Consider the following 24,753-nt stretch of genomic DNA (forward strand, 5'->3'; position numbering starts at 1 on the left):
CGGCGTCAGCGCCCGCCGGCCACCCGGAGCACCGTCCCCGTCGTGTACGAGGCGTCGGGCGACATCAGCCAGGAGATCGCCGCCGCGATCTCCTCCGCCCGCCCCGCACGGCCCATCGGCACCGCCGCCCCCATCCGCCGCGCCCGGTCCGGCGCGCCCGCCGCCGCGTGCATGTCGGTGTCGATGACGCCGGGCGCGACCGCGTTGACCCGGACACCGTCCGGCCCCAGCTCCTTGGCCAGGCCCAGCGTCAGCGTGTCGACGCCCGCCTTGGCCGCCGCGTAGTGGACGTACTCCCCCGGGCTGCCGAGGGTCGCGGCGCCCGACGAGACGTTCACGATCACACCGCTCCCCCGCGCCGTCATGAGCCGCGCGGCGCGCCGGGCGCACAGCAGCACGCCCAGCAGGTTGACGTCCAGGACCCGGCGCAGGTCGGCGGTGTCGCTGTCGGCGAGGCGCCCCAGCGGCCCGGTCACGGCCGCGTTGTTCACCAGGCCCGTCACCGGCCCGAGCCGTTCCTCCGCCGCATCGAAGAGGCGCTTGACGTCGACCTCGACCGAGGTGTCCGCGCGCACCGCCACCGCGCGTCCGCCCGCCTCGCGCACGCCCGCGACGACCGCCTCGGCCGCAACCGAGTCCCGCGCGTAGCCGACGGCCAGGTCGTGTCCGTCCGCCGCGAGGCGCAGACAGGTCGCCGCGCCGATGCCACGGCTGCCGCCGGTGACCACCGTGATGGGTCGGTTCATGAGCACCTCCGGGTTTGATCGATCATCGATCACTTTAGGGCGCCGGGAACGCCTTGCACACGCCTTGCGCACCATCGGCACCCGGTGTGATCAACTGAAATTCGCCCTCGTCGCGGGCGCACACTGTAGACATCGGGGGGGTAGGGAGGCGCCCATGAAGACGCTCGACCGCCGGCTCGCCTCCCCGTGGTGGCGCTCGGCCGCCGCTGTGCTCGCCGGAGCGCTGCCCGTGCTCGCCTTCCCGGGCCCGGCCCTGTGGTGGTGGGCCTGGTTCGCGCTGGTCCCCTGGATCCTGCTGGCCCGTACCGCGCCGACCGGGAAGCGGGCGGCGTACGACGGGTGGTGCGCCGGCTTCGGCTTCATGCTCGCCATGCACCACTGGCTGCTGCCGAACCTGCACGTCTTCACCTTCGTGATCGCGGCGCTGCTCGGCGCACTGTGGGCGCCGTGGGGCTGGCTGGTGCGGCGGCTGCTGGGCGGCGCCCCCTCGGCCGGCCGGGTCGCGGCGGCGCTCCTGGTCCTGCCGTCGGGTTGGCTGGCCGCGGAACTGGTCCGTTCCTGGCAGGGGCTCGGCGGCCCGTGGGGGATGCTCGGCTCCAGCCAGTGGGAGGTGGCGCCGGCGCTGCGGCTGGCCTCGGTCGGCGGGGTCTGGCTGCTGAGCTTCCTGGTGGTGGCGGTGAACGTCGCCGTCGCCGTGCTCGTCGCCGTCCGCCGGGCGCGGGTGCCCGCGCTGGCCGGGCTCGTCGCCACCGCGGCCGCCACCTCCGCGGCCTGGGTCTGGTCGCCGCGCCCCGACACCGACGAGCGGGCCGCGATCGCCGTGGTGCAGCCCGGTGTCGTGGACGGCGCGGACAGCGCCGACCGGCGCTTCGACCGTGAGGAGCAGCTCACCCGCGGGCTCGCCGACCGGGACCTGGATCTGATCGTCTGGGGCGAGAGCAGCGTCGGCTTCGACCTGGACGACCGGCCCGACCTGGCCCGCCGGCTCGCGGCGCTGTCCCGGGAGACCGGCGCGGAGATCCTGGTCAACGTGGACGCGCGGCGATCCGACAAGCCCGGCATCTACAAGAGTTCGGTGCTGATCGGCCCCGACGGCCCGACCGGCGACCGGTACGACAAGATGCGGCTGGTGCCCTTCGGGGAGTACGTGCCGGCCCGCTCCCTGCTCGGCTGGGCCACCTCCGTCGGCGAGGCGGCGGGCGAGGACCGCAGGCGGGGCACCGAGCAGGTGGTGATGAACGTCGGGGACGGGCTGCGGATCGGCCCGATGGTGTGCTTCGAGAGCGCGTTTCCCGACATGAGCCGCCAGTTGGCCGCCGACGGCGCGGAGGTGCTGGTCGCCCAGTCGTCGACGTCGACGTTCCAGCACACCTGGGCCCCCGAGCAGCACGCCTCGCTCGCCGCGCTGCGCGCCGCGGAGACCGGCCGGCCCATGGTGCACTCGACGCTGACCGGCGTCTCCGCCGTGTACGACGCGAACGGGAAGCGGATCGGCTCCTGGCTCGGCACCGACGCGAGCACCGCGCGGGTGTACGAGATCCCCCTCACGCACGGCACCACGCCGTACGTACGTCTCGGCGACTGGACCGTGCACGCGGCCCTGGTGATCCTCGCGGCCTGGGGCGCCGGCGAGGGCGTACGGGCGGTGCGGCTCAGGCGGAACGCTCGTGGACCGCGCGTACCACCCGCTCACACAGATCGTGGGTCTCCAGCGCGTCCCGGGCACTGAGCACCCGCCCCGCGCGCACCGCGTCGAGGAAGGCGAGCACCGCCTGCTCGATGCCGCGCTGCCGGGCCACCGGCACCCAGTCGCCGCGCCGCCGCACGGTCGGCTGGCCCTTGTGGTCGATCACCTCGGCGAGGTTGACCACCTGGCGCTTGGTGTCCTGGCCGGAGACCTCCAGGATCTCCTCAGCCGAACCGCTGAGCCGGTTCATGACGCCGAGCGCGGTGAAGCCCTCCCCGGCGAGCTGGAGCACGACGTGGTGCAGGAGGCCGTCCTGGACGCGGGCGCGCACGGTCACGTCGTCGACCGGTCCCGGCACCAGGAAGCGGAGCGTGTCCACGACGTGGATGAAGTCGTCGAGGATCATCGTGCGCGGTTCCTCGGGCAGCCCGGTGCGGTTCTTCTGCATGAGGATCAGCTCGCGCGGGTGCTCGGCACACTGCGCGTAACCGGGCGCGTAGCGGCGGTTGAAGCCGACGGCGAGGCTGGTCCGCCGCTCCTCGGCGAAGGCCACCAGCCGTTCGGACTCGGCGAGTTCGTAGGCGAGCGGCTTGTCGACGTAGGTCGGGACGCCGGCCTGCAGGAGCCTGGTCACGATCTCGGGGTGGACGGCGGTCGGCGCGTGCACGAAGGCGGCGTCGAGGCCCTGGGCGAGCAGTGAGTCGAGGTCGGCGTGGCGCTGGGTCTCCGGCAGGCGCAGTCCGTCGGCGACCCGGGTGAGGGTGGCAGGGGTGCGGGTCTGCACGTGAAGCTCAGTTCCCGGCAGGGCGGAGAGCACCGGCAGGTAGGCCTTCCGCGCGATGTCGCCGAGTCCGATGCAGCCGACCTTCACGGGGTGTGCTCCTCTAACGTTCGCCGGTCCGGGTCCGCGCTGAAGCATACGGGGGCTGCGGTGGCCGCCAGTCGGCGATGCCGTCGAAGCCGCGCAGGAACAGGCCGGGTGCCGCCTTGGACAGGGCGAGCAGTGCGGCGTCACGGGCCGCGATCCCGGCGCGGCTGGTCATCAGATTGAGGCGGGCGACCCGGACGGCCTGGCGGGCAACGGCGCTGGCGCGGGGCTGCCGGGCGGCCGTGTAGGCGGCGAGGTCCCGGCTGTGGTGGGCGAGCACGACCGCGTCCTCGATGGCCTGGTTGCCGCCCTGCCCGAGGTTGGGCGGCATGGCGTGCGCGGCGTCGCCGAGCAGGGCGACCCGGCCGCGGTGGTAGGCGGGCAGCGGTGCGGCGATGTGGTGCACGTCGTGCCGCAGGACGTCCTCGGGGCGGGTGGCGGCGAGCACCGCGGGGATCGGGTCGTGCCAGTCGCCGTAGCGGTGCAGCAGCTCCGCGCGCTCGTCCGCCGCGTGTCCGCCGGCCGGGGCGACGGCGGCGGCGTAGGCGTAGGCCCGGCCGTCCTTGAGCGGATGCGTGCCCCAGATGCGCCCCCGCCCCCAGGTCTCGTGGGAGGCGAACTCGACGCCGGGCAGCGGGATCACGACCCGCCAGGTGGTGAAGCCGGAGTACACGGTGCCGGGGTGGTCCGGGAACAGCGTGCGGCGTACGGCGGAGTGGATGCCGTCGGCGGCGACGACCAGGTCGGCCTCCCACTCGCCGTCCGCGGTGCGCACCCTGGCCGGGCGATCGTGGTCGCCGGGGTCGGTGAGCATCGCGTCGGCGGCCGTGCGGACGGCGTCCGGGGGCAGCCGCTCGGACAGGCGGTCGATGAGGGTGGCCCGGTGCAGCAGCACCAGCGGGCCGCCGAACCGGGCCGCGGCCGCCTCCGCGCTGGACCGGGAGAGCCAGCGTCCGCCCGGGGTGCGCAGTCCCCCGTCGCCCTGCCAGGCGGCGAGGTCGCGGATCTCGTCGCCGAGGCCGATGACGTCCAGCGCGCGCAGGGCGTTGGGCGACAGGGAGATGGCCGCGCCGATCGGCCGCAGGGAGGCGACCCGCTCCAGGACGGTGACCCGCAGGCCGTCCTGGTGCAGGGCCACCGCCGCGGTGAGGCCACCGATGCCGCCGCCGATCACGACGGCCCGCCTTGTCCGTGTCATGGCTCTCTCCACCGCTTTCCTCACTACAGATGTAGTAGCACCTGCCGCCGACTGTACTACAGCCGTAGTGCGGTCGGGTAGGTTGACCTCCATGTCCGCATCCACCCCCTCCACCCCGGCCTCCGTGCCCTCCGTGGCCCCCGCCGCCCCCGCTGCCCCCGCCGCCTCCCGCGCCGACCTGGTCGCCGACGCCGCGCTGGCCCTGCTCGCCGAGCGCGGGATGCGGGGGCTGACGCACCGCGCGGTCGACGAGTCGGCGGGACTCCCGCAGGGCTCCACCTCCAACCTCGCCCGGACCCGGCAGGCCCTGCTCGAACTGGCGGTGCGGCGCCTGGCCGACCGGGAGGAACGGGTGCTGGCGCTGCACGAGATGCCGGACCCGCGCGCCGGCCTCGACTCCCTGGTGGACGCGATGGCCCTGGCGACGCACCGCGCGCTGACCCGCAACCGGGAGCTGACGCTGGCCCGCTACGAACTGGCCCTGGAGGCCACCCGGCGCCCCGAGCTGCGGGCCCACTTCGACGCGGCGGGCGCCCGTTTCCGGGAGCGGCTGGGCGGCCTCGTCACGGCGATGGGTTCGCCGGATCCGGAGCGCCACGTGCTCTCGCTGGTCGCCTGGGCGGACGGGCTGATGTTCAGCTGCGTGGCCGGCAGCTTCCACGCCGAGGTGCCCGGCCTCCAGGACGTGCGGTCGGGACTGCGGGAGATCCTGGACGGCATGCTGGGCGGCTGAAATCCCCTGGTGCGCCGGGACGGCGCCGGGCGAGGATGGCGGCATGACTACCGAGCGCCGCGAACCCGCCCCTGACGCCGACGAACGCACCATGCTGGAGGGCTGGGTGGAGTACCACCGCCAGACCCTCGCGTGGAAGTGCGAGGGCCTCACCGACGAACAGCTGCGGACGGCTTCCGTGAGCCCGTCGGGGCTGACCCTGATGGGACTGGTGCGGCACATGGCGGAGGTGGAGCGCAGCTGGTACCGCAGGGTGCTGGCGGCCGAGGACGCGGGCCCGATCTACTACTCGGACGCGGACCCGGACGGCGAGTTCCGGGTGACCGCGTCGGACACCTGGCAGGAGGCCCACGCGACCTGGCAGGCCGAGATCGAGGCGGCCCGGCGCAACGCGGCCGGATTCCCCCTGGACGACCTGGGCCGGGGACAGCACGCCCGCACCGGTGAGCGCTTCAACCTGCGCTGGATCCACACCCACATGATCGAGGAGTACGCCCGTCACAACGGGCACGCCGACCTGATCCGGGAGTGCCTGGACGGTGCCACGGGCGACTGACGTCACCCCCGACGGCCCCCGGGCCTCCGTACGGGGCCGGAGATCACCCGTGCGGGGCAACCTCCGCTTGTCCGGCGTCGTGGAACGGACCCGAACCAGCAGAGTGGCGCGGGTGCATCGAACGAGGACCACAGCGACGCTCCTGGTGACCGTGGCCGTCACCGCCCTGACCGGCTGTACGACGGTCCAGGGCCCGGCCGCCGCCGACCCGACCTCGGCGGGCGCCCGCTCCCTGGCGCCGCGCCCGGACGGACCGGCCGAACCGCGGGTCGTCCAGGCCCCGGCCCGGGAGGCGCTGGAGATGATCGGCCCCTCGCCGACCCCGGACCGCGCGGCCCGGGAACCGCGCGATACGGAACCCCCGGCCGCCGGGCCGCCCCGACAGGAGGCGCCGGCCGCCCGGGCTCGCCCCGAACAGCGACCGCGGCCCGCCCGGCCCGAGACACCGGCGCGCACCGAACGCCCGAGGGTGCCGGGCCCCGAGGTCCCAGCGCTCCCCCACGCGCCCTCGTCCGGCCGGGACACCGGCCGGAACGCGGACGTGTGCTCGCTCGGCAAGCGGTACGGCGGCTGGCGCCCCGGCAGCCCCGAAGCCCGCATCTGCGAGCAGGCGTACGGCCGCTGAGCCGGACAGCGGGCGGGCGCCGCGCACTCCTACGGCCGCTGCCGCGGTGGTCTCGGCCATCCTCCGGGACGGTCGGGCCCGTCCGAACCGCGGCCCGCGCCGTCCAGGCGTCGCTCCAGCCGGTCGATCGCCGCGCGCACACCCTCGCCGTAACGGTCGGGGGCCAGGGACTCGGCCGCGCCCCGGGCGCGCCGCAGGTGCAGGCGGGCGGCCTCGCGGTGGCCGAGGCGGTCGTAGTCGTCGGCGAGGTTCAGATGGAGCGAAGGGTAGAGGGCGCGCGCGGCGAGCCTGCCCCCGCGGGGGTCGGCGAGCGGGTCCTGGGTGATCTCCTCGGCCGCCGCCAACGCGCGCAGGTCCCAGGCCAGTTCGTCGCCCGGCTCGTCCTGGGTGTCGGCCAGGTAGTGGGCCAGCGTGCACCGGTGCAGGGGGTCGCCGTGCTCGCCGATCTCCGCCCACAGGCCGAGGAAGCGGTCCCGGGCCTCCTCGCGGTCGCCCGCGTGATGCAGCATGACGACCTGACCGATGCGCGTCAGCACGGCGTCCGGCGCCGCCTGCTCCCGTCCCTTGGCCACCGCGTCCTCCGTGCCTTCGTCGGCTGTCACGACCGACGCTAACCGCAGGTGGCCGCGATCCCGGTCAGGCGGCACCGGGGGCGCGTGGGCCGGCCAGTGGGGGACCCGGCCCGCGTGTCGGGCTCACTTCAGGTTCGGGATGGTCCAGTCGATCGGCTCGTGGCCCTGGGCCGCGACCGCCTCGTTGATCTGCGTGAACGGGCGGGAACCGAAGAACTTCTTCGCCGACAGCGGGGAGGGGTGTGCGCCCTTGACCACCCTGTGCCGGGTCTCGTCGATCAGCGGCAGCTTCTTCTGCGCGTAGTTGCCCCACAGCACGAACACCGCCGGGTCGGGCCGCTCGGCCACCGCGCGGATCACCGCGTCGGTGAAACGCTCCCAGCCGCGGGCCTTGTGCGAGTTCGCCTCACCCGCACGAACCGTGAGCACCGCGTTGAGCAGGAGGACGCCCTGCTCCGCCCAGGGCATCAGATATCCGTTGTCCGGGACGGGGGTGTCCAGCTCCGCGTGCATCTCCTTGTAGATGTTCCGCAGGGACGGCGGGACCTTCACCCCGGGCCGGACCGAGAAGCACAGCCCGTGGCCCTGGCCCTCGCCGTGATACGGGTCCTGCCCGAGGACCAGCACCTTCACCCGGTCGTACGGCGTGGCGTCCAGCGCGGCGAAGACCTCCTCGCGCGGCGGGTAGACGGGGCCGTTCGCCCGCTCCTCCTCGACGAACTCCGTCAGCTCCTTGAAGTAGGGCTGCTGAAGCTCGTCGCCCAGCACCTCACGCCAGGACTCGGGCAGCATGGCGGTGTCGGTCACGTCAACTTCCTTACGCTGTGCGGTCGCTTTCCACTCCCCACGAACCTACCGGCGACCACTGACAACCGGACCGCCTACCAACTGGTCTTCCGGGAGAGCCGCCACATCATCATGATCGTCGACGGGTCCATGGCCTGCTCCGCGCCCGAGATGTCCGTGTTGGCGGCCACGTACTGCTTGCCCTGCCACAACGGCAGCAACCGCGCGTCGTCCAGCATGATCTGCTGCGCCCGCTCGAACTCCCGCTCCACGTTGGCCCGGTCGCTCTCCCGGCGGGAGCGCGGCAGCAGCTCACCGGTGATCTCCGGCGCGAGGTAGGGCGTGCCGAGCGCGTTCTGCTTGCCGACGAACGGCGCGATGAAGTTCTCCGCGTCCGGGAAGTCCGGGGACCAGCCGCGGCCGAACACCGGGTACTCGCCCTTCTGGTAGCCCGTGACGTACGTCTTCCAGGGGCGGCTCTTCAGGGTGACCTCGAACAGGCCCGAGGCGTCGAGCTGCCGCTTGATCTCCTTGAACTCCTTCGCCGTCTCGGAGCCGTACCGGTCGGTGGTGTACCAGAGGGTGAGCGGGACGGGCTCGGTGATGCCCGCGTCGGTGAGGATCTCGCGGGCCTTGGGGACGCTGGGGTCGCCGTAGTCGTCGAAGAAGCCCGTGGTGTGTCCGGTCAGGCCCTTGGGGACCATCGAGTACAGCGGGTCGACGGTGTCCTGGTAGATCTTGTGCGCGATCGCCGCCCGGTCGATCACCTGGGCGACGGCCCGGCGGACCTCCTTGCGGCCCGCCCACGGGTCCTCGGGGTTGAACACCAGGTAGCTGATCTCCGTGCCGCTGCCCTCGACCAGCTGGAGTTCCTCGTCCTTGCCGGCCTTGCCCTGGAGCGTGATGACGTCGTCGGCCGCGAGTCCCCGGTAGGTCACCTGGATGTCGCCGTCGCGCAGCGCCTTCACCATGCCGGCGGAATCCTTGAAGTAGCGGATCGTCACCGCCTTGTTCTGCCGGTCGGCGAAGCCCTCGTAGCGGTCGTTGCGCACGAGTTCGGCGCGCTCGCCGTCCTCGTACGACTCCAGCGTGTACGGGCCCGAGCCCACGACCTGGCCGTCCTCGCGCAGCTTGTCCGCGGGGTAGCCGCCGGGCTCGACGATCGACATGGCGGGCGTGGCGAGCACGAACGGGAAGGTGGCGTCGGGCTTGTTGAGGTGGAAGACCACCTCGCGCTCGCTCGGCGCCTGGACGCGTTCCAGGCTGCCCAGCAGGCCGGCGGGGCCGCCGTTGACGTTGATGTCCTTGATCCGGTCGATCGAGTGCTTGACGGCGCGCGCGTCGAGGCGGTCCCCGTTGGAGAAGGTCAGGCCCTCGCGCAGCTCGCAGCGGTACACCTGGTTCGTGGAGTCGGTGAAGGCGCACTCCTCGGCGGCGTCGGGCTGGGGCGCGGTCGCACCGTTGGGGTAGCTGAGCAGCGTCTGGTAGATGTTCCGGAACAGCTCCCAGGAGCCGTCCCAGGAGGCCGCCGGGTCCAGGGTGCTGGGCGCGCTCGTCGTCCCCACGACGATCGGCCCCTCGTCCTGCGAGCTGTCGGAGGACAGAATGCCGCAGCCGGTGACCAGCGACGATATGGACACGATGGCCGCTACCCGACGCAGGCCTCGGTTCCGGTTGAACACGCGCACGCTCCTCGATCCGCCGTGCCAAGGGTCGGCAGACCATACCGCAGCGCCAGGCCACCTGAACCCCCATCTGAACAGGGGTTTTGATCATTTGGCGATGACTACGTTGTCATCTCCCCGGTGGTCTCGAAACGCGGACACGGGCGCCGTTTCCGTCAACGGCGCCCGCGTCCCGGGGCGATCTTCAGCGCTGCCGACAGACGAGATCAGGCCACGCCGGCGTTCAGGAAAATGCCTCCGTCGACGACGAGGGTCTGACCGGTGACCCAGTCGGACTGCGCCGAGGTGAGGAAGGCGGCGGCACCGCCGATGTCGGAGGGCACGCCGAGCCGGCCCAGCGGGTAGCCGGCGGCGGCCTCCTCCTCCCGCCCCTCGTACAGGGCGGCGGCGAACTTGGTCTTCACGACGGCCGGGGCGATCGCGTTGACCCGCACCTTCGGCGCGAACTCGTGCGCCAGCTGCGCGGTGAGGTTGATCAGCGCGGCCTTGCTGACGCCGTACGCGGCGATGAAGGGCGAGGGCGAGAGGCCCGCGACGGACGCGATGTTGACGATCGCGCCGCCGTTCTCCTTCTGCCAGGCGTGCCAGGTGCGCTGGGCGAAGCCGAGCGCCGAGATCACGTTGGTCTCGAAGACCTTCCGCGCGACGTTCAGGTCGAGGTCGGCGATCGGCCCGAACACCGGGTTGGTGCCGGCGTTGTTGACCAGGAAGTCGACGCGGCCGAAGGCCTCCATCGTGCGCTCGACGGCGACGGCCTGGTGGGCCTCGTCGTGCGCCTTGCCGGCGACACCGATGGCCCGGTCGGCGCCGAGCTTGTCGACGGCCTCCTTGAGGGCGTCCTCGTTGCGGCCGGTGATGCAGACCCGGTCGCCGCGCGCGACGAGCGCCTCGGCGACGCCGTAGCCGATACCGCGGCTGGCGCCCGTGACCAGCGCGACCTTGCCGGAGAGTACGGGGAGTTCAGTCATGTCCGTGTTCCCTAGTGTCCGTGTTCCCTGGTCTCCGTGTCCCTAGTCGAGCGGTCCGCCGGCCACGTACAGCACCTGGCCGGAGACGAAGCCGGCCGCGTCGCCGGTGAAGAAGGCGATGGCGTTGGCGATGTCGTCGGGCTCGCCGACGCGGGCGACCGGGATCTGGGTGGCGGCGGCGGCCTTGAAGTCGTCGAAGCCCATGCCGACGCGGTCGGCGGTGGCCTTGGTCATCTCGGTGGCGATGAAGCCCGGGGCGACGGAGTTGGCGGTGACGCCGAACTTGCCCAGTTCCTTGGCGAGGGTCTTGGTGAAGCCCTGGAGACCGGCCTTGGCGGCGGAGTAGTTGACCTGGCCGCGGTTGCCGAGCGCGGAGGAGGAGGACAGGTTGACGATGCGGCCGAAGCCGACGTCCACCATGTGCTTCTGGCACGCCTTGGACATCAGGAAGGCGCCGCGCAGGTGCACGTTCATGACGGTGTCCCAGTCGGAGACGCTCATCTTGAAGAGCAGGTTGTCGCGCAGTACGCCCGCGTTGTTGACGAGGATCGTCGGCGCGCCCAGCTCCCCGGCGATCCGCGCGACGGCCGCCTCGACCTGCGCCTCGTCGGAGACGTCGCAACCGACCGCGATCGCCTTGCCGCCGGCCGCGGTGATCTGCTCCACGGTGTCCTTGCAGGCGGCCTCGTCGAGGTCGATGACGGCGACGGCGCGGCCCTCGGCGGCCAGTCGTACGGCGGTCGCGGCACCGATGCCGCGCGCGGCTCCGGTGACGACGGCGACCCGCTGCTCAGTGGTGGACATTGCTGCTCTCCTCGTCCTGGGGATGCGGCCCGTGCGGAGCGTGCGCCCTTGGGTGAGCGACCGCTTAGTACCTTCCGCAGACGTGACGCTAGAAGCCCTGGCACCCGGTGTCAACGGGACACCGGGCCGGTGTGATCCATTACCCGGGCTCCCCGGTGCGTCACCACACCCCGCCTACCCGATCGGCCCAGCGCTGCGCGCCCCCGGGCCCCTGGGCCCCTAGCGTCGAAGCGCGAGCCACTCGTGGCCGGAAAGGAGACGTCCATGCGCCGTCTAACCGGTGCCGCAGGCATAGCCGTCGCGATAGCCGCGATCGTGCCGATGGCCGACACCGCACACACCCAGGACCTGGACTCCCGGAGTCTCACCCAGCAGCAGGCGGGCCAGGCCGCCTTCGAGCGCGATCCGAACGACTCGGACGCGTTCACCGAGGACCTGTTCGCCCCGGACCCGCTCGACCAGGGCCAACCCGACGGAAGCGAATCCGACGCGGGCTCGTTCGACCAGGGCGGTAACGACCAGGGCGGGTTCGACCAGGGCGGCAACGGCCAGGGCGGATTCAACCAGGGCGGCAACGGCCAGGGCGGCAACGGCCAGGGCGGATTCGACCAGGGCGGCAACGGCCAGGGCGGATTCGACCAAGGCGGGTTCGACAACGGCCAGCACGACGAGGGCCGAAACGATCAGGGCGGTTTCGACCAGGGCGGGAACAACGACGGCCGGGAAGAGGACCGCTTCGACGAGAACCGGGGCGACCAGGGCCGGCAGGTGGAGCAGAACCAGCAGGTGGAGCAGAACCAGCGCGTCGAGGTGCAGATCGCCTCGCTGCCGACCACCTCCTCGACCTCGGTGCCGCTCCCGGTCTCACCGACCACCGCCACGAGTCCGGCGGCCTCCCCCGCCGTCACTCCGACGCGCGGCACTCAGGGCGGCCTGGGCGGCTCCTTCGGCAGTGGGCCGAGCCGTTCGGACATCGCCATCGGGCTGGGCTGCGTGGCCAGCGCCACGCTCGCCGCCGGCTACGCGCTGAGGCGCCGCCGGCGCGCCTGACACCCGCGACGACTCCGGGCCGGAGGCAACCTGCCCGGCGTCACCGCACCAGCAGGTCGAGCAGCCGCTGTGCCTCGGCCGCCGGATCGGCGGTCAGGCCGGTGTGCACGGGGCCCGGCTGGACGATGGTCGAGCGGGGCGCGATCAGCCAGCGGAAACGGCGGCCCGGATCGTCCTGGGCCGCCTGGCCCGCCGCGTCCCCGCCGGTGCACACGCCCTCCACGGCGCGCAGCGCCGCACGTACGCCCGGCAGGTCCACCCCCGCGTCGAGAGCCAGCAGCCTGGCCTCGTCGAGGTGGGTGCGGGCACCGACGTAGGACTTGGCCCGGCAGTACACGAGGACGCCGGCGTTGACGCACTCCCCGCGCTCGATCCGGGGCACGACGCGCACCAGCGCGTACTCGAAGACGTGGCGGTCGCTCACCGCTCCCCCTTGACGCGTTCGTGGATCGTGCCGGCCCGGGCGAGCAGGGGCCGGGCATAGGCCCGCCGCAGGTCGTCGGGGGTCGCGAAGCCGGGCTCGTCGCGCAGCCACACGTCCGGGATCTCGGCGGTGACCTCCGCGAGGAGTTCCTCGGTGACCAGCGGCGCGAGCGCGGCGGCGGCCGAGCGGACGTCCGGCGAGAAGCGCGCGAGAGCGTGGTCGGACGCGTCGTAGGGGCGGGCCGCGGAGGCCTCGGCGCCGGGCCAGTTGTGCTGCCAGATCATGGTCGCGCCGTGGTCGATGAGCCACGTCTCGCCCCGCCGGCGCAGCAGGTTGGGGTTGCGCCAGGACCGGTCGACGTTGTTCACCAGCGCGTCGAACCAGACGATCCGGCCGGCCTCCTCGGGGCTCACCTCGAAGGCGAGCGGGTCGAAGCCGAGCGCGCCGGAGAGGAAGTCCATGCCGAGGTTGGTGCCGCCGCTCGACTTGAGCAGCTCCTGCACCTGCTGGTCGGGTTCGCCGAGCCCCAGGACGGGGTCGAGGTCGACCGTCACGATGCGCGGGACGCGGAAACCCAGCCGCCGGGCCAGCTCACCGCAGACCACCTCCGCGACAAGCGTCTTGCGGCCCTGCCCCGCGCCGGTGAACTTCAGGACGTACGTCCCGAGATCGTCGGCCTCGACGAGCCCCGGCAGCGAACCGCCCTCGCGCAGGGGCGCGATGTAGCGGGTCGCGGTGACCTCTTTCAGCATGTTCCTGGGCCATCCGTCGGTGAATCTGCGTCGCGCATGAAGTGAGCATAGTGATCGGGGCCGGTCGTCACGCCTCGCCCTCCGCGTACCGGTCGAGGTGGCGCCGCAGGCTCGACTCCAGATGCTCGCGCATGGCCTCCGACGCCCGTTCGGGACTGCGCCGCAGCACCGCCCGCAGGATGCGGCCGTGCTCCATGACGGTGGCCGGACTGCCGCCCGAGACGGGGCTGAGCCGGAAGAGGTGAAGGTGGGTGTGCAGCCGTTCCACCGCCGCCGCGAGCATCGTCCGCCCGGACGCGACGGCCAGCGCGTCGTGGAACCGCTGGTCCAGCACCGCGAAGCGCCCGTACTCGGCATAACTGTGCCCCTTGTCCGGCAGCCCCTGCATCTCCTCGACCACGGCCTCGATCCGGTCCAGCGCCGCCTCGCCCACGTGCTCGGCGGCCAGCGCGGCGGCCCGCGGCTCCAGCAGCAGACGCATCTCGAAGAGTTCCTCCACCCCCTGCCGGGTGAGCAGTTCGGTGGCCCGGTATCCGGAGAGCGAGCGCTTCACCACCAGTCCGTCCGACTCCAGGCGGGCGAGCGCTTCGCGCACCGGCGTCGCCGAGACTCCCAGGGACCGCGAGACGGACTCGATGCCGACCCGTGCGCCGGGCTGGATCACATGGTCCATGACCATGGCCTTGACCGCCTCGTAGACGCTGACCGTCAGCACCGACATCGTTTCGTTCTCCCCTCGGGAACGGCATCGGCCGATCCACCATCTCGCTGCCTCTGTTCTATACGATCTGGCGCGGTCATCCACGGCGAACAGCGACCTCGACCGATGCACCCAAGGGACACCGAGCGGCACCAAGCGGCCCTCATATTCCACCTCGACCTGCGAACGCGATCCGGTACGACCCTTGACGTGACCGCCACCACTGCCCCAGCATCGCGTCAACTAAATCCTATTTGATTCTAGTGGGGCAGCATCATGAGCCGTCGTAGAACAGCCGTGTCAGCCGCCATCGGCCTGGTCCTCCTGGCCGCCGCCTCGTCGGCCTGCACCATCAGGAACTCGGACGAGCCCGGCGCCGCGGGTGCCGCCTCGGTGAAGGGCGGCGGCGGGACCGCCGAGCTCGCCGACGGCTCCGGAGTGAAGGTCGCGCTGATCCCGGGCGGCGCCCACCCCTACTTCCAGCCCTGGAAGACGGCCGGCGCCAAGGCCGGGAAGGCGCTCGGGCTGGGCGACGTCACCTTCGACGAGACCGCCGAGTGGGACCAGCAGAAGCAGAACAACCTGGTGTCGACCCTGGCCGCCCGCGGCTACAACGCCTTCGGCGTCTTCGGCGTCTCCCCGACCGACATCAACACCACCTTCACCGACCTCAAGTCGCAGGGGATGGCCGTCGCCTCACTCGGCTCCTGCCCGGCCGGGGACACGAACGAGGCGGACTTCTGCCTCTCCACCGACGTCGAACTGGCCGCCTACAAGGCCGCGAAGGCCGCCATCGAGGCCATGGGCGGCAAGGGCGCCCTCGTCCACCTGACCGGCAACAACGTCGACGCCAACACCCAGTTGCGCAAGCGGGGCGTGGAGAAGGCGGTGAAGGAGACCGGCGGCAAGGTCACCGTGCTGCAGACCATCACCGACATCGACAAGGACCTCCAGACCGCGCAGAAGGCCGTGTCCGACCTGCTCGCCGCCAAGGGCGCCAAGATCGCGGGCATCGTCTCCACCGCCTACAACCCGGCCGTCGCCGCCGCCGAGGCCGTACAGGAGTCCGGCTCCGAGGCGAAGGTCGTGGCCATCGACGACGACGCCAAGATCCTCTCCTCGATCAGGAGCGGTGCCGCCACCGCCACGGTCGTGCAGAACCCGGTCGGCCAGGCGGAGATCGGCGCCTGGGCGCTGGCCCTCCTCCAGACCGAGCAGTGCGCCATGAAGCAGCCCGGGAAGATCGTCGACTCCGGCTCCTTCGTCGTCACCAAGGACAACGTCGACGGCTACGACAGCGCCCGCCGGGCCAAGACCGCCGAGCTGAAGAAGCAGTTCGCGGACGAGTTCCTCTCCTGCGGCTGACCCGCCCCGGCCTCGGACACAGAAAGGTCAGCCTCACGCATGACCCTCATCACCGACGCAACGGCCCTCCTGGCCGACATCGCCGTGGAGACCGACCGCACCGACGCCGTGCAGTCGTTCGTCAAGCAGGAGACCGTCCTCGTCACGCTCACCACCGCCGACGGCCTCACGGGCACCGGCTACGCCTATACGATCGGCACCGGCGGCAGCTCCGTACTGGCACTGCTGCGCGATCACCTGCTGCCGCTGCTCAACGGCAAGGACGCCCGCAACGTGGAGGGGCTGTGGCAGTCCCTGTTCGCCCACACCCGCGCCACGACCACCGGCGCCATCACCTCCCTGGCGCTCGCGGCCGTCGACACCGCCCTGTGGGACCTGCGCTGCAAGCGGGCCGGGGAGCCGCTGTGGCGGCTGGCCGGCGGGCACCGCCGGGAGATCCCCGTCTACGACACCGAGGGCGGCTGGCTCCACCTCGGCACCGAGGAACTGGTCAAGTCCGCGCTCGCGGCGCAGGAAGCGCGGTTCGCCGGCGTCAAGATCAAGGTGGGCAAGCCGCACGTCGCCGAGGACGCGGAGCGGCTGCGTGCCGTCCGCGAGGCGGTCGGTCCGGCGCTGCACGTCATGACGGACGCGAACCAGTCCCAGTCGCTCTCCTCCGCCGTGCGGCTGGCCGCCGCGCTCGAACCGTACGACCCCTACTGGCTCGAAGAGCCCATGTCCGCCGACGACGTCAGCGGCCACGCCCGGCTCGCCCGCTCGACCCGGATCCCCATCGCCGTGGGTGAGTCGATGTACTCGCCGACGCAGTTCCGCGGCTATCTGGAGAGCGGCGGCGCCTCCGTCGTCCAGGTCGACGTGGCGCGGGTCGGCGGCATCACCCCGTGGCTGAAGGTCGCCCACCTCGCGGAGACCTTCAACGTCGAGGTGTGCCCGCACTTCCTGATGGAACTGCACGTCAGCCTGGTCGCCGCGGTGAGCAACGGCGCGTACGTCGAATACATCCCGCAGCTGCGCGCCGTCACCCGCACCGAGATGGTCCTGCGCGACGGCCACGCCGTGGCGCCGGACGAGCCCGGCATCGGCATCGACTGGGACATGGACGCGATCGAGGACCGGAGGGTCTCATGAAGACCGCCGTCACCCCCGCCGGCAACGACACCGACCGCCCGACCGACGGGGCCCGGCCGGCCCACCGGCTGCCGTTCTGGGTCAACCAGCGGCTGGGGCTGCTGGTACTCGTCGTCGCGCTCGCCGCGCTCTTCGGCGTCCTGCGCCCGGCCTTCTTCGACGAGCGGCTGGTGCTCTTCCCGCTGCTGAGGGACATCTCGACGCTCACCGTGGTGGCGCTGGCGCAGATGGTCGTGCTGTCCGTCGGGCACATGAACCTCGCCGTCGGACGTATGGCCGCCTTCGGCGCCTTCTTCGCCGGGTTCGGCTACGACCGGCTCGGGCTGCCGCTGCCGCTGGGCCTGGTGTTGTGCCTCGTCGCGGGGTGTGCGATCGGCGCGCTGACCGGCTGGATCATCGCCCGCACCGGTGTGAACTCCTTCGTCGTGACGCTGGCCATGGACTTCGCCCTGCTGGGCCTGGTGTCCCTGCTCTACTCGGCCCTCACGGACAACGCCGCGTTCACGACGCGGCCGGACTGGCTCGCCGAGCTGCGGTCGTACTCGCTCGCGGACATCTGCGCCGGCCCCGTCTGCGGTTCGGCGGCCGTTCCGCAGATCGCCCAGTTCACCGTGGTGGCCCTCGTCGGTCTCGGCTTCCTCTACGCCCGTACCCGCATGGGCCGGGAGCTGCTGCTCACCGGCGCCAATCCCGCCGCCGCCGAGCTGTCCGGCATCCCCACCGGCCGCCGTGTCGTCCTGGCCCACGCGCTGTCCGGCCTGCTGGCCGCCCTCGCCGGTTTCATGGCCGCCGTGGGCACGGGCACGTTCCGCGCCTCCATCGGCGACGACTTCATGCTCCCGTCGTTCCTCGGCGCGGTCCTCGGCGGCACGCTGCTCACCGGCGGCGTCGTCTCCGTGCTCGGCGCCCTGCTCGGCACCGCCCTGGTCGGTGTCATCCGCAAGGGCCTCGACCTGCTCGGGGTCGGCCTCGAAAGCCTCAACATCTACCTCGGCTGCGTCCTGCTCCTCGCCCTGTCCGCGGACCGGGTGCGCACCGTGGTGTCCTATCGCAAGGTGGTGCGCTCCACATGACGACGCTCCGCGACAAGGGAGCCTTGGCCCTCCTGGCACTGCGACGCTTCTCGCGGTCCACGACGACGACGCTGCTGGGCGTGGTGGCCGTCGGCTGGGTGGGGCTCGGTATCGCCTCGTCCGGCTCCTTCTTCGAAGGCTCCTCGCTCCGCACGTTCCTGATGTACCTGGCCACGCCGGTCCTCATCGGGCTGGCCCAGATGGTCGCCCTGTGCGTCGGGCAGCTCAACCTCGCCGTCGGCGCGCTGGGCGGGTTCAGCGCCTGTCTGATGGGCGTGCTGATGGCCGACCACGGGGTGCCCGCGGGCCTCGCCGTGCCGGCCGGCGTGCTCACCGCGACGCTCATCGGCCTGCTGACCGGGGTGTTCATCGTCGCCACCCGGATCAACGGCTTCATCGTCACCCTCGGCACGATGACCATCCTGCTCGGGGCTCAGTACCGGCTCTCCGGCACGCGCACGATCGACGGGTACTCCGAGACGCTGCGCGACCTCGGCCGCTCGGCACCGCTGAACATCCCGCTGGTCTTCGTCGCCGCGCTGGTCGCCGCGGTGCTGCTGGCCGCGTTCATGTACCGCACGATCGCCGGGCGGCGGCTGCTGGCGGCGGGAGGCAACCCGCTCGCGGCACGGTTGTCGGGCATCTCCTCCGACCGTCAGATCGTGGTCGCCCACACCCTGTCCGCTCTGCTCGTCGGTATCGCCGCCGCCGTGGCCACGGCCTCGCTGCCCGGCGTCAACCGCAGCGTCGGCGGGGACTGGCTGCTGCCCAGCTTCGCCGCCCCGATCATCGGCGGCGTCGCCCTCACCGGCGGGTCCGTGGCGGTGCTCGGCACGGTGCTGGCCGCCTTCGTGATGCGGCTGATCGACACCGCGCGGGCCCAGTTCTCCCTCGACCCGAGCTGGGTGAACTTCCTCATCGGCCTGGTCGTCCTCGGCACCGTCGTCGGCGGCCGCGTCCACCAGTCCCACCTGGAGAAGAAGGGCGGGGCACCCGGCCGTACGCCCCCGGCGCCGCCCGGCGGCGACGCACAGCCGGCCGCCGCCCTGCCGAGTACGGGAGGCGCCCGATGAGCGACGTACGGCCGACAGACGAGAACGACGTCCTGCTGGAATGCGAGAACATCGTCAAGGTCTTCCCCGGGGTGCGCGCCCTCGACGGCGTGGGCCTGAAGCTGACCGCGGGTTCCGTGCACGCCCTGCTGGGCGAGAACGGCGCCGGCAAGTCCACGCTGATCAAGGTGATCACCGGCGTCCACCCACCCGACGGCGGCCGCCTGCTGCGGCGGGGCGCGGAGACTCGGCTGCGCTCCCCGCTGGAGGCCACCCGCGCGGGGATCGGCGTGGTCCACCAGGAGCGCAACCTGATCCCCGGCTTCTCGGTGGCGGAGAACATCACTCTGCAGAGCCCGCCCTCGCGCCGGGGACTGGTCGACCCGGAGGCGATGACCGCTCCCGCCGAGCGCTGTCTGGCCGAGCTGGGCCTGGACCTCGACCCGCGCCGTCCGGTGCGCGAACTGTCCGTGGCGCAGCAGCAGCTGGTGGAGATCGCCAAGGCGCTGTACACGGAGAGCGAGGTGCTGCTGCTCGACGAGCCCACCGCCTCGCTCTCCCCGCAGGAGGCCGAGCGCCTCTTCGACGTGGTGCGTCGGCTCACGGCACGCGGCACCTGTGTGGTGTTCGTCAGCCACAAGCTGGAGGAGGTCTTCGCCGTCTGCGACACCGTCACGGTCCTGCGCGACGGCCGGTCGGTCCTGGAGTCGGCGCCCCTCTCCGAGTACGCCCAGGACGACGTGGTCACCCTGATGGTCGGCCGCGCCCACGCGGTGACGGACATGACCCCCCGCACGGTGGACGCCTCCGCACCACCGGCGCTCTCCCTCTCCGGCCTCTCGACGGCGGCCGGCCACCGCGACATCTCCCTCGACGTCGCACCCGGCGAGATCGTCGGCCTGTACGGCCTGGTCGGCGCCGGGCGCAGCGAACTGGTCAAGGCCGTCCTCGGCCTGGACCGGGTCACGGGCGGTGAGATCAAGGTGTACGGCAGGACGGCCCGGATCAGGTCCCCCCGCGAGGCCCTCCACACGTACGGCATCGGCTACCTGACCGAGAACCGCAAGGAGGAGGGCGTCTTCCTGGAGCAGCCCATCCACCGGAACATCACCGTGACGGTGTGGAAGAAGCTCGGCCGCCTCCTCGGCGACATCTCCCCCCGGCGGGAACGGGAGATCTCCCAGGACCTCGTCGACCGCCTCGGCATCCGGATCTCCGGTCTGGCGCAGAACGCGGGTGAACTGTCCGGCGGCAACCAGCAGAAGGTGAGCCTGGCCAAGTGGCTCGCCGCCGACACCCGGCTGCTGGTCGTCGACGAGCCCACCGTGGGCGTGGACGTACGCACCAAGCACGCCTTCCACGAGCTGATCTGGGAGCTGGCCCGCGGTGGCCTGCCCATCCTGCTGATCAGCAGCGACCTGACGGAGATGATCACGCTCGCCGACCGGGTGGTGGTCATGGCCGACCACCGCATCCGCGGCGAGGTGGCCAACGACCACGACTACGACCGCATGAGCGGACGGATCATCCGCGTCATCCACGACCGTGCGAGCTCGGCCGTCTCCGGCTCGGCCGTCGCCGCGAAGAGCGGAACGCCGTGAAGCGCGTCGCCCAGGTCATCCACGTCCTGCCCGAGAAGGTGGACGAGTACCGGGAACTGCACGGCGACGTACCCGAACCGGTGCTGGCCCGCCTGCGGGCCTGCCACATCACCAACTACTCCATCCACCTGCTCGGCGACCGGCTGTTCGGCTACTTCGAGTACCACGGCGGCGACCTGGCGGCGGACCTCGCCCTGTTGGCCGACGACCCGGCCACCCAGGAGTGGTGGCGCCGGACAGCGCCCTGTCAGCACCCCGTCGACGAGGCCGCACCCGGCGAGTGGTGGGCGTCCATGGCGCAGGTCTTCCTCATGGAGTAGCGCACACCCGGCCTGCCGAGCCCGACCGCACCAACCCCGCGGCACGCCCCGTGCCGCGACCGCGAGGAGAACACGTGAAGCTGCTGCGCCTCGGCGCCCCCGGCGCCGAACGCCCGGCCGTCCTGGCCGACGACGGACGCACCTACGACCTCACCGGCCTGACCCCCGACATCGACGGCCCGTTCCTGGCGGCGGACGGCGTCGGCCGCGTCCGCACCGCCCTGCGGGCCGGCACGCTGCCCGCCCTGGACACCGAAGGGCTGCGCGTCGGCGCGCCCGTCGCCCGCCCCGGCAAGGTGGTCTGCGTCGGCCTCAACTACCGCGACCACGCGGCGGAGACCGGCGCCCCGGTGCCCGAGCGGCCGGTCGTCTTCATGAAGGACCCCGGCACGGTCGTCGGCCCCTACGACACCGTGCTCGTGCCGCGCGGCTCGGAGAAGACCGACTGGGAGGTGGAACTGGCGGTGGTGATCGGCCGACGCGCCCGCTACCTGACCGGCCCGGACGACGCGGCCGCCGTCATCGCGGGCTACGCGGTCAGCAACGATGTCTCCGAACGCGCCTTCCAGCTGGAGCTGTCCCCCCAGTGGGACCTGGGCAAGTCGTGCGAGACGTTCAACCCGCTCGGCCCGTGGCTGGTCACCGCCGACGAGGTGCCGGACGCGCAGGCACTCGGCCTGCGACTCACCGTCAACGGCGTCGCGCGGCAGAACGGCACGTCCAAGGACATGGTCTTCTCCGTGACCCACATCGTCCGGTACCTGAGCCAGTACATGGTCCTGGAGCCCGGCGACGTCATCAATACCGGGACACCGGCCGGGGTGGCCCTCGGCCTGCCGGGCACCCCCTATCTGCGGGCCGGTGACACGGTGGAGCTGGAGATCGACGGTCTCGGCCGCCGGCGTCAGACCTTCGAGGACGCGTGAGGACGGCGATGAAGACCCACACCCCGGCCCGCATCACGGACGTCGAGGTCGTCGACGTCCGGTTCCCCACCTCGCGGGAGCTGGACGGCTCGGACGCGATGAACCCCGACCCCGACTACTCGGCCGCCTACGTCATCCTGCGGACCGACGCGGAAGACGGCCCGCGGGGGCGTCTCGAGGGGCACGCCTTCACCTTCACCATCGGACGCGGCAACGAGGTGCAGGCGGCGGCCATCACCGCGCTGCGCCCCCATGTCGTCGGCCGGTCCGTGGACGCGGTGTGCGCCGATCCGGGAACGGTGAGCCGGGCCCTCAACGGTGACAGCCAACTGCGCTGGCTCGGCCCGGAGAAGGGCGTGATGCACATGGCGATCGGCGCCGTGGTCAACGCCGTCTGGGACCTCGCGGCCAGAGCGGCCGGCAAGCCGGTGTGGCGGCTCCTCGCCGACGCGGAGCCCGAGTGGCTCGCCGACCAGGTGGACTACCGCTACATCGAGGACGCGCTCACCCGCGAGGAGGCCGTGACCCTGCTCCGCGAGGGGAGGAAGGGCGCCGCCGCACGCGAGGCCCTGCTGCTGTCGCGCGGATACCCGGCGTACACCACCTCCCCCGGCTGGCTGGGCTACTCCGACGAGAAGTTGGTGCGGCTCGCCAAGCAGGCCGTCGTCGACGGCTTCCCGCAGATCAAGCTCAAGGTCGGTGCCGACCTGGCCGACGACGTCCGCAGGCTGCGCGCGGCCCGTGCGGCGGTCGGCCCGGACATCCGCATCGCCATCGACGCCAACCAGCGCTGGAACATCACCGAGGCCGTCGAGTGGACCAGGGCACTGGCCGACAGCGACCCGTACTGGATCGAGGAGCCCACCAGCCCCGACGACATCCTCGGTCACGCGGCCGTGCGCCGGGGCGTCGCGCCCGTCAAGGTCGCCACCGGCGAGCACGTGCAGAACCGCATCGTCTTCAAGCAGTTGCTGCAGGCCGAGGCCATCGACGTCCTCCAGATCGACGCGGCACGGGTGGGCGGCGTCAACGAGAACCTGGCCATTCTGCTGCTCGCCGCCAAGTACCGCGTCCCGGTCTGCCCGCACGCCGGCGGTGTCGGGCTGTGCGAACTGGTCCGCCATCTGTCGATGTTCGACTTCGTCGCCCTGTCCGGCACCACCGAGGACCGGGTCATCGAGTACGTCGACCACCTCCACGAGCACTTCGACGACCCCGTGGTCATCACCAACGGCCACTACACGGCGCCCACCGCGCCCGGCTTCTCGTCCCGGATGCACCCCGAGTCCATCGCCACCTACCGCTATCCCGACGGCGTCTTCTGGGCCGCCGACCTCGCCGCACAGGAGAAGGGAACCCCCTCATGAGCGAAGTGTCCGGGCTGTCCGGCCTCAAGGCCCTGGTGACCGGCGGCGCCTCCGGCATCGGCCGGGCCACCGCCGTCCTGCTGGCCGCCCGCGGCGCCGACGTCGCCGTCCTCGACCTCGACCCGTCGACCGTGGACAAGCCCCTGCGCGGCTACGCCGCCGACGTGTCCGACGACGCCTCGGTACGGTCCGCCGTCGCCGCGGCGGCCCACGAGCTCGGCGGCCTCGACATCCTGGTCAACAACGCCGGGATCGGCGCGACGGGCACGGTCGAGGACAACGACGACGCCCAGTGGCACCGGGTCCTGGACGTGAACGTCCTCGGCGTCGTCCGCACCACCCGGGCGGCTCTTCCCCTCCTGCGCGCCTCCGCGCACGCCGCCGTCGTCAACACCTGCTCGATCGCGGCCACGGCCGGACTGCCGCAGCGGGCCCTGTACAGCGCCAGCAAGGGCGCGGTCCAGGCCCTCACCCTCGCCATGGCGGCCGACCACGTCCGCGAGGGCATCCGCGTGAACTGCGTGAACCCCGGTACGGCGGACACTCCTTGGGTGGGCCGTCTCCTGGACCAGGCGCCCGACCCGGAGGCCGAGCGGGCGGCGCTCAACGCCCGCCAGCCCATGGGCCGTCTGGTCACCGCCGAAGAGGTCGCCGCGGCCATCGCCTACCTGGCGAGCCCGGCCGCCGGCAGCGTCACCGGCACGGCCCTCGCGGTGGACGGCGGGATGCAGGGCCTCCGGCTGCGCCCGGAGGGACGGTGAGGGCGGCGCTCCTGGGAGGCAGCGGGGTGCCGGTCACCGCCCTCGGCCTCGGTGCCGCCGCCATCGCCGGACTCTACGAGGACGTCGGCGAGGACGAGGCGGCGGCCACCGTGGACGCCGCCTGGGACGCGGGCATCCGCTACTTCGACACCGCCCCGCACTACGGTCTGGGCGTCTCGGAGCGCAGGCTGGGCGCGGCCCTGCGGACGCGGCCCCGGGACGGTTTTGTCCTGTCCACCAAGGTGGGCCGGGTACTCGAACCGCACGACGGCGGCGGCGACGACCGGGCCAACGGCTTCGCGGTACCGGCGACCCACCGGCGCCGGTGGGACTTCAGCGCCGACGGCGTACGCCGCTCACTGGAGGACAGCCTCACCCGCCTCGGGCTCGACCGCGTCGACCTGGTCCTGCTCCACGACCCCGACGAGCACGGGGAACAGGCCTTCCGGGAGGCGTACCCGGCGCTGGAGGAGCTGCGGTCGCAGGGGGTCGTCCGGGCGATCGGCGCGGGGATGAACCAGAGCCGGATGCTGACCCGGTTCCTGACCGACACGGACGTCGACGCGGTGCTCTGCGCCGGGCGTTACACCCTGCTGGAACAGGGGGCCCTGGAGACGCTGCTGCCGGCCGCGTCCGCCGCAGGCAAGAGCGTGATCGTCGGCGGTGTGTTCAACTCCGGGCTGCTGGCCGACCCCGCGCCCGGCGCCACGTACGACTACGCGGCGGCGCCCTCGGACCTCCTGGACCGGGCGGTACGGATGCGCGCGGTGACCGAGGCGCACGGACTCCCGCTGCGGGCCGCCGCGCTCCGCTTCCCCTTCGGGCATCCGGCGGTCGCGTCGGTCCTCGTCGGTGCGCGCTCGGCGGCCCAGGTCGTGGACGCCGTCGCACAGTTCCGCGGGCCCGCCCCCGGAGCCGTATGGGACGATCTGCGGGCTCAGGGCCTGCTGCCCGGCGGAGTGCCGGTGCCGGAGCCGGTACTGGACGGGAGCCCGGCGTGACCATC

26 protein-coding genes are annotated in these 24,753 nt (G+C 72.4%); 15 read left to right on the top strand and 11 right to left on the bottom strand.

Features of this window, described 5'->3' with window-relative positions:
- Positions 1 to 5 precede the first annotated feature (5 nt).
- Positions 6 to 746 carry an SDR family oxidoreductase gene (locus ACFC1X_RS21205; protein ID WP_376355805.1) on the bottom strand — a complete coding sequence of 247 codons (741 nt, stop codon included), beginning with the start codon at positions 744 to 746 and terminating at the stop codon, positions 6 to 8.
- A gap of 154 nt (positions 747 to 900) precedes the next feature.
- Here ACFC1X_RS21205 and lnt point away from each other — a divergent pair, with 154 nt between their 5' ends.
- The gene (gene lnt, locus ACFC1X_RS21210; RefSeq protein WP_376355807.1) at positions 901 to 2,475 is read left to right on the top strand and encodes an apolipoprotein N-acyltransferase; all 1,575 of its coding nucleotides are present in this window, start codon (positions 901 to 903) and stop codon (positions 2,473 to 2,475) included.
- Here lnt and ACFC1X_RS21215 read toward each other — a convergent pair.
- Together ACFC1X_RS21215 and ACFC1X_RS21220 are read right to left on the bottom strand one after the other, a co-directional pair.
- Positions 2,399 to 3,304, bottom strand: coding sequence for a Gfo/Idh/MocA family protein (locus ACFC1X_RS21215; RefSeq protein ID WP_376355809.1), 906 nt, complete (start codon positions 3,302 to 3,304; stop codon positions 2,399 to 2,401). The genes lnt and ACFC1X_RS21215 overlap by 77 nt on opposite strands.
- Before the next feature lie 13 nt (positions 3,305 to 3,317).
- A complete protein-coding gene (locus tag ACFC1X_RS21220) occupies positions 3,318 to 4,499 on the bottom strand; it encodes an FAD-dependent monooxygenase (protein WP_376355811.1) in 1,182 nt (393 codons plus the stop codon).
- Between the two features lie 91 nt (positions 4,500 to 4,590).
- Here ACFC1X_RS21220 and ACFC1X_RS21225 point away from each other — a divergent pair, with 91 nt between their 5' ends.
- The 3 genes from ACFC1X_RS21225 to ACFC1X_RS21235 all read left to right on the top strand — a co-directional run bounded on the left by ACFC1X_RS21225 (position 4,591) and on the right by ACFC1X_RS21235 (position 6,413).
- Positions 4,591 to 5,232 carry a TetR/AcrR family transcriptional regulator gene (locus ACFC1X_RS21225; protein ID WP_376355813.1) on the top strand — a complete coding sequence of 214 codons (642 nt, stop codon included), beginning with the start codon at positions 4,591 to 4,593 and terminating at the stop codon, positions 5,230 to 5,232.
- 43 nt (positions 5,233 to 5,275) lie between these two features.
- Entirely contained in the window at positions 5,276 to 5,788 is a 513-nt protein-coding gene (locus ACFC1X_RS21230; RefSeq protein WP_376355815.1) for a DinB family protein, read from the top strand.
- A gap of 112 nt (positions 5,789 to 5,900) precedes the next feature.
- Entirely contained in the window at positions 5,901 to 6,413 is a 513-nt protein-coding gene (locus ACFC1X_RS21235) for a hypothetical protein (RefSeq protein ID WP_376355817.1), read from the top strand.
- 29 nt (positions 6,414 to 6,442) lie between these two features.
- Here ACFC1X_RS21235 and ACFC1X_RS21240 read toward each other — a convergent pair whose 3' ends face one another.
- The 5 genes from ACFC1X_RS21240 to fabG form a co-directional block, all read right to left on the bottom strand.
- Positions 6,443 to 6,985, bottom strand: coding sequence for a hypothetical protein (locus tag ACFC1X_RS21240; RefSeq protein ID WP_376355922.1), 543 nt, complete (start codon positions 6,983 to 6,985; stop codon positions 6,443 to 6,445).
- A 123-nt stretch (positions 6,986 to 7,108) separates the two neighbouring features.
- Positions 7,109 to 7,792, bottom strand: a complete 684-nt coding sequence (gene ung / locus ACFC1X_RS21245; RefSeq protein WP_376355819.1) for a uracil-DNA glycosylase — start codon at positions 7,790 to 7,792, stop codon at positions 7,109 to 7,111.
- A gap of 74 nt (positions 7,793 to 7,866) precedes the next feature.
- Entirely contained in the window at positions 7,867 to 9,453 is a 1,587-nt protein-coding gene (locus tag ACFC1X_RS21250) for an ABC transporter substrate-binding protein (RefSeq protein ID WP_376355821.1), read from the bottom strand.
- A gap of 209 nt (positions 9,454 to 9,662) precedes the next feature.
- Positions 9,663 to 10,424, bottom strand: coding sequence for an SDR family oxidoreductase (locus ACFC1X_RS21255; protein ID WP_376355823.1), 762 nt, complete (start codon positions 10,422 to 10,424; stop codon positions 9,663 to 9,665).
- A 42-nt stretch (positions 10,425 to 10,466) separates the two neighbouring features.
- On the bottom strand, positions 10,467 to 11,228 hold the full coding sequence (fabG, locus tag ACFC1X_RS21260) for a 3-oxoacyl-ACP reductase FabG (protein ID WP_376355825.1): 762 nt from the start codon (positions 11,226 to 11,228) through the stop codon (positions 10,467 to 10,469).
- 264 nt (positions 11,229 to 11,492) lie between these two features.
- On the opposite strand from fabG, the gene ACFC1X_RS21265 reads away from it, so the two are divergent.
- Entirely contained in the window at positions 11,493 to 12,278 is a 786-nt protein-coding gene (locus tag ACFC1X_RS21265; RefSeq protein WP_376355826.1) for a hypothetical protein, read from the top strand.
- 40 nt (positions 12,279 to 12,318) lie between these two features.
- On the opposite strand, the gene ACFC1X_RS21270 is transcribed toward ACFC1X_RS21265, so the two are convergent.
- The 3 genes from ACFC1X_RS21270 to ACFC1X_RS21280 all read right to left on the bottom strand — a co-directional run bounded on the left by ACFC1X_RS21270 (position 12,319) and on the right by ACFC1X_RS21280 (position 14,175).
- Positions 12,319 to 12,702 (bottom strand): DUF3037 domain-containing protein, encoded by a 384-nt coding sequence (locus ACFC1X_RS21270; protein ID WP_376355828.1) that lies wholly within the window; start codon positions 12,700 to 12,702, stop codon positions 12,319 to 12,321.
- Positions 12,699 to 13,454 (bottom strand): HipA family kinase, encoded by a 756-nt coding sequence (locus ACFC1X_RS21275; RefSeq protein WP_376355830.1) that lies wholly within the window; start codon positions 13,452 to 13,454, stop codon positions 12,699 to 12,701. Before ACFC1X_RS21275 ends, ACFC1X_RS21270 begins: the two co-directional genes overlap by 4 nt.
- A gap of 67 nt (positions 13,455 to 13,521) precedes the next feature.
- Positions 13,522 to 14,175: a GntR family transcriptional regulator gene (locus tag ACFC1X_RS21280; RefSeq protein ID WP_376355832.1), complete on the bottom strand. Its 654-nt coding sequence runs from the start codon at positions 14,173 to 14,175 to the stop codon at positions 13,522 to 13,524.
- A 255-nt stretch (positions 14,176 to 14,430) separates the two neighbouring features.
- Between ACFC1X_RS21280 and ACFC1X_RS21285 the strand changes: the two genes are divergently transcribed.
- The 10 genes from ACFC1X_RS21285 to ACFC1X_RS21330 all read left to right on the top strand — a co-directional run bounded on the left by ACFC1X_RS21285 (position 14,431) and on the right by ACFC1X_RS21330 (position 24,748).
- A complete protein-coding gene (locus tag ACFC1X_RS21285) occupies positions 14,431 to 15,519 on the top strand; it encodes a sugar ABC transporter substrate-binding protein (RefSeq protein WP_376355834.1) in 1,089 nt (362 codons plus the stop codon).
- 39 nt (positions 15,520 to 15,558) lie between these two features.
- A complete protein-coding gene (locus ACFC1X_RS21290) occupies positions 15,559 to 16,647 on the top strand; it encodes a mandelate racemase/muconate lactonizing enzyme family protein (RefSeq protein WP_376355836.1) in 1,089 nt (362 codons plus the stop codon).
- On the top strand, positions 16,644 to 17,720 hold the full coding sequence (locus ACFC1X_RS21295) for an ABC transporter permease (protein WP_376355838.1): 1,077 nt from the start codon (positions 16,644 to 16,646) through the stop codon (positions 17,718 to 17,720). Before ACFC1X_RS21290 ends, ACFC1X_RS21295 begins: the two co-directional genes overlap by 4 nt.
- Complete coding sequence (locus ACFC1X_RS21300) at positions 17,717 to 18,793, top strand: ABC transporter permease (protein ID WP_376355840.1); 1,077 nt, start codon at positions 17,717 to 17,719, stop codon at positions 18,791 to 18,793. The genes ACFC1X_RS21295 and ACFC1X_RS21300 overlap by 4 nt, the downstream gene beginning before the upstream one ends.
- Complete coding sequence (locus ACFC1X_RS21305) at positions 18,790 to 20,373, top strand: sugar ABC transporter ATP-binding protein (protein ID WP_376355842.1); 1,584 nt, start codon at positions 18,790 to 18,792, stop codon at positions 20,371 to 20,373. The genes ACFC1X_RS21300 and ACFC1X_RS21305 overlap by 4 nt, the downstream gene beginning before the upstream one ends.
- Positions 20,370 to 20,693 carry an L-rhamnose mutarotase gene (locus ACFC1X_RS21310; RefSeq protein ID WP_376355844.1) on the top strand — a complete coding sequence of 108 codons (324 nt, stop codon included), beginning with the start codon at positions 20,370 to 20,372 and terminating at the stop codon, positions 20,691 to 20,693. The genes ACFC1X_RS21305 and ACFC1X_RS21310 overlap by 4 nt, the downstream gene beginning before the upstream one ends.
- A 74-nt stretch (positions 20,694 to 20,767) precedes the next feature.
- Positions 20,768 to 21,619, top strand: a complete 852-nt coding sequence (locus tag ACFC1X_RS21315; RefSeq protein WP_376355845.1) for a fumarylacetoacetate hydrolase family protein — start codon at positions 20,768 to 20,770, stop codon at positions 21,617 to 21,619.
- A gap of 8 nt (positions 21,620 to 21,627) precedes the next feature.
- Positions 21,628 to 22,986, top strand: a complete 1,359-nt coding sequence (locus tag ACFC1X_RS21320; protein ID WP_376355847.1) for an enolase C-terminal domain-like protein — start codon at positions 21,628 to 21,630, stop codon at positions 22,984 to 22,986.
- 5 nt (positions 22,987 to 22,991) lie between these two features.
- Entirely contained in the window at positions 22,992 to 23,747 is a 756-nt protein-coding gene (locus ACFC1X_RS21325; RefSeq protein WP_376355923.1) for an SDR family NAD(P)-dependent oxidoreductase, read from the top strand.
- Positions 23,744 to 24,748: an aldo/keto reductase gene (locus tag ACFC1X_RS21330; protein WP_376355849.1), complete on the top strand. Its 1,005-nt coding sequence runs from the start codon at positions 23,744 to 23,746 to the stop codon at positions 24,746 to 24,748. The genes ACFC1X_RS21325 and ACFC1X_RS21330 overlap by 4 nt, the downstream gene beginning before the upstream one ends.
- The last annotated feature ends 5 nt before the right edge of the window (positions 24,749 to 24,753 follow it).

Source organism: Streptomyces sp. NPDC056128, from assembly GCF_042263835.1.
Classification (GTDB): domain Bacteria; phylum Actinomycetota; class Actinomycetes; order Streptomycetales; family Streptomycetaceae; genus Streptomyces.